At 70.6% G+C, this 4,413-nt stretch carries 3 protein-coding genes; 2 read left to right on the forward strand and 1 reads right to left on the reverse strand.

Translation table 11 applies throughout. The features are described 5' to 3' along the window. The first annotated feature begins 1 nt into the window (after window position 1). Both ACIQOV_RS29275 and ACIQOV_RS29280 read left to right on the forward strand, forming a co-directional pair. Window positions 2-2,614 (forward strand): valine--tRNA ligase, encoded by a 2,613-nt coding sequence (locus ACIQOV_RS29275; protein ID WP_401053568.1) that lies wholly within the window; start codon window positions 2-4, stop codon window positions 2,612-2,614. A gap of 312 nt (window positions 2,615-2,926) precedes the next feature. Beyond that, entirely contained in the window at window positions 2,927-3,451 is a 525-nt protein-coding gene (locus ACIQOV_RS29280; protein WP_380543344.1) for a hypothetical protein, read from the forward strand. A 31-nt stretch (window positions 3,452-3,482) separates the two neighbouring features. Here the strand turns inward: ACIQOV_RS29280 and ACIQOV_RS29285 are convergent. Further along, window positions 3,483-4,413, reverse strand: a 931-nt coding sequence (locus ACIQOV_RS29285; RefSeq protein WP_401053569.1) for a chitinase, incomplete at its 5' end; no start/stop codon positions are given.

The following is a 4,413-nucleotide window of genomic DNA, read 5'->3' on the forward strand; positions in this document are numbered from 1 at the left end:
CGTGAGCACCTTTGCCGGGGACGAAGCAGCGACCCTCCCGACGACCTACACCCCCGCGGACGTAGAGGGCGAGCTGTACGAGCGCTGGGTGGAGCGTGGCTACTTCACCGCGGACGCGAAGAGCGACAAGCCCGCTTACACCATCGTCATCCCGCCGCCGAACGTCACCGGCGCCCTGCACCTGGGCCACGCCTTCCAGCACACGCTGATGGACGCGCTGACCCGCCGCAAGCGCATGCAGGGCTACGAGACGCTCTGGCTGCCGGGCATGGACCACGCCGGCATCGCCACCCAGAACAAGGTCGAGCAGCAGCTCGCCGAGTCCGGCCTCTCCCGCCACGACCTGGGCCGGGAGGCCTTCGTCGAGAAGGTCTGGGAGTGGAAGAAGAGCTACGGCGGCCGCATCCTCGGCCAGATGCGCCGCCTCGGCGACGGCGTGGACTGGTCGCGCGAGCGCTTCACCATGGACGAGGGCCTGTCCCAGGCCGTCCAGACCATCTTCAAGCGGCTCTTCGACGACGGCCTGATCTACCGCGCCGAGCGCATCATCAACTGGTGCCCGCGCTGCCTCACCGCGCTGTCCGACATCGAGGTGGAGCACGAGGACACGCCGGGCGAGCTGGTCTCGATCCGCTACGGCGAGGGCGAGGACTCGATCGTCGTCGCCACCACCCGGGCCGAGACGATGCTGGGCGACACCGCGGTGGCCGTCCACCCCGAGGACGAGCGCTACCGGCACCTGGTCGGCCGGACCATCAAGCTGCCGCTGACCGACCGTGAGATCCCGGTCGTCGCGGACGAGCACGTCGACCCGGAGTTCGGCACCGGCGCCGTCAAGGTGACGCCCGCGCACGACCCGAACGACTTCGCCATCGGCCAGCGCCACGACCTGCCCAACCTGACGGTCATGGACGATCGCGGTGCGATCACCGTGCACGGCCCCTTCCTCGGCATGGACCGGCTGGAGGCCCGCTCGGCCGTCGTCGGCGCGCTGCGCGAGCAGGGCCGGATCGTCGCCGAGAAGCGCCCGTACATGCACGCCGTGGGCCACTGCTCGCGCTGCCACACCGTGGTCGAGCCGCGGCTGTCGCTGCAGTGGTGGGTCAAGGTCGAGCCGCTGGCCAAGGCCGCCGGCGACGCCGTCCGCGACGGCAAGGTGGAGATCCACCCGAAGGAGCTGGAGCGCCGCTACTTCGACTGGGTCGACAACATGTACGACTGGTGCATCTCGCGCCAGCTCTGGTGGGGCCACCGGATCCCGGTCTGGTACGGCCCCGAGGGCGAGGTCGTCTGCGTCGGTCCGGACGAGCAGCCGCCGACCGGCGAGGGCTGGGTTCAGGACCCGGACGTCCTGGACACCTGGTTCTCCTCCGGCCTGTGGCCGTTCTCCACGCTCGGCTGGCCGGAGCGGACCGCGGACCTGGAGAAGTTCTACCCGACCGACGTCCTGGTGACGGGCCACGACATCATCTTCTTCTGGGTCGCCCGGATGATGATGTTCGGCCTGTACGCGATGGACGGCGAGGCGCCGTTCAAGACCGTCGCCCTGACCGGTCTGGTGCGCGACGAGTTCGGCAAGAAGATGTCGAAGTCCTCCGGCACGGCCGTGGACCCGCTGGACTGGATGGACGCCTACGGCGCCGACGCCGTCCGCTTCACCCTGGCCGGCGGCGCCAACCCGGGCGCCGACGTGCCGATCGGCGAGGACTGGGTCAAGGGCTCGCGCAACTTCTGCAACAAGATCTGGAACGCGACCCGCTTCGCGCTGATGAACGGCGCCACCACCGAGGGCGCGCTGCCCGCGCCCGAGGACATGACCGCGGTCGACCGCTGGATCCTGTCGCGGCTGAACGCCACCGTCGCCAAGGTGGACGCGCTGTACGACGACTTCCAGTTCGCCAAGGCGACGGACGCGCTGTACCACTTCGCCTGGGACGAGGTCTTCGACTGGTACGTCGAGCTCTCCAAGACCACCCTGGCCAAGGGCGGCCCGCAGGCGGACGCCTCGCGCCGGGTGCTCGGCGAGGTCCTGGACGTCACGCTGCGGCTGCTGCACCCGGTCGTCCCGTTCGTCACCGAGGCGCTGTGGACGACGCTCACCGGCGCCGAGTCGCTGGTCGTGGCCACGTGGCCGAAGGACAGCGGTTACCGTGACGCGGCCGCCGAGTCGGAGATCGCCACCCTCCAGCAGGTGGTCACCGAGGTCCGCCGGTTCCGTTCGGACCAGGGCCTCCAGCCCGCGCAGCGCGTCCCGGCCCAGCTGGAGCTGGCCGGCACCGTGCTGTCCGTCCACGAGGACGCGATCCGCTCGCTGCTGCGGCTGACCGTTCCCGAGGAGGGCTTCGCGGCCACCGCCTCGCTGCCGGTCGCCGGTGCCACCGTCGCGCTGGACCTCTCCGGCACCATCGACGTCGCGGCCGAGCGCAAGCGCCTGGCCAAGGACCTCGCGGCCGCCGAGAAGGAGAAGGCCCAGACCACCGCCAAGCTCGGCAACGAGGCGTTCCTCGCCAAGGCGCCGGACGAGGTGGTCGCCAAGATCCGGGGCCGCCAGGAGGCCGCCGAGGCCGACATCGCCCGGATCACCGCCCAGCTCGCGGCGCTGCCGCAGGGCTGAGCCCGGACCGGTCCCCGAGGGGCCGCACACCGCGACACGCGGGGTGCGGCCCCTCGGGCGTTTTTCCGGTGTTCGCTTCCGGAATGGCTACCCGGGTGCTTTCACTACACCAAATAGCCCAGAAACATTGCTCCCTTCCGGCGAATTATCATCCTGCGACCGGGTGAGGTCCTATTCCGAGCGAATTGATTCCGGTCTTGCCCGCGCGGGTTCGCGGAAGTTTGCAGGTCCGCTGTGTACCGTGTGCACGGAGTTTCCGAATGGGTGTTTCCGCTGAGCGTTCCTGCTGAGCGGCGGACGGGAGGGCATGGCGTGGTGGTGACCGAGGAGTTGGCCGACGAACTGCCTGTGGAGGCGGTCGAGGAGGCCAAGGCCAGGGCGGCGACCCTGCTGCTCGCGTTCCGGCACGGCAACCAGATCGCGTTCGACCACGAGCTGGACCTGCTGTTCGCCGAGCACGCCGAGCGCGAGGTGACCACCCTGCTCACCTGGATCGCCGCCGAGGCCGTCCGCAAGGCGTACGCCCCCGAGGTCGGCGACAGGGTGCTGCGGGCGATGGCCCGGCGCGCCCCGGAGGACACCGGCGCGGTCGACGTGGACGAGGAGACCGCGAGCGCCGCCCGGCTGATCGAGGCGGTGGCGGCCGGCGAGGTGGCCGAGGTCCGCGGCCTGGTGGCGGCGACGCCGGACACCACCTTCCTGCTCGGCGGCCTGCTGCAGGGCGTCGCGATGATGCTGCCGCTGCTGCCCGACGGCGAACTGGCCGAGATCACGGCCGAGTTGCGCCGTCGGCACGGCGGCGCCGCGCACGTGCCGGAGGCCCGGGCCGGGGTCTGAACCCGGGCCGCCGGCCGGCCGGCCGGTCCGGCTACGGCATGGCGTGCAGATGCGAACCGATGGTGCTCGCGACCGGGTTGCCCGCCTTGGCGTCCCAGTTGGTCGACCAGGTCATCGCGCCGCCGATGCCCGGCCACTTGGTGTCCGGCTTGTAGCTGCCGCAGTTGGTTCCGGAGGCCAGGCAGTCCAGCGCGTTGTTGACCGTGCCGGCGGCGAGGTACCCGCCGCCGGCGGCGCTGGTGGAGGCCGGCACCCCGAGCCCCACCTGGTCGGGGCGCAGCCCGCCCTTGAGCTGGATGCAGGCCAGCGCGGTGAGGAAGTTCTCGGTGCCCTGCGAGTGGACGTTCCCGTCGCAGCCGTTCATCGCGCCGGAGTTGTAGTACTGCATGTTGACGATGGTGAGGATGTCCTTCACGTTCAGCGCCAGTTTGAAGTACTCCATGCCGGTCGACTGCATGTCGATCGTCTGCGGCGCCATGGTGAGGACGAATCCGCTCCCGGCCTTCGCCGCCAGGGCGTGCAGCGCCTGGCCCATGGAGGTGGAGCTGATGCCGTTCTCCAGGTCGATGTCGATCCCGTCGAAGCCGTAACCCTGCATCAGCGCCCAGGCGGAGTCGGTGAAGTTCGCGGCCGAGGCGGAATCGCCCACCCAGACGGTGCCGTTCTGTCCGCCGATGGAGAGCACCACCCGTTTTCCGGCCGCCCGCTTGGCCGCGATGTCGGCCTTGAACTGGGCGTCGGTGTAGCCGCCGAGGCGGGAGGAGAGGGCGGGGTCGAGGGTGAAGCTCAGGCCGCCGCGGGTGGCGGTGGCGTCCGCGAAGGAGACCGCGATGATGTCGTAGGCGGCCGGGACGTCGCTGATCCGCTGGACGGTGGCGCCGTTGTCGAAGTTCTGCCAGTAGCCGGTGAGGATGTGCTTGGGCAGGCCCGGGGGCCTGGTCGGGGTCGACGTCCCGGTGGGG

It is taken from the genome of Kitasatospora sp. NPDC091257, assembly GCF_044757675.1.
Classification (GTDB): Bacteria; Actinomycetota; Actinomycetes; order Streptomycetales; family Streptomycetaceae; genus Kitasatospora; species Kitasatospora lactacystinica.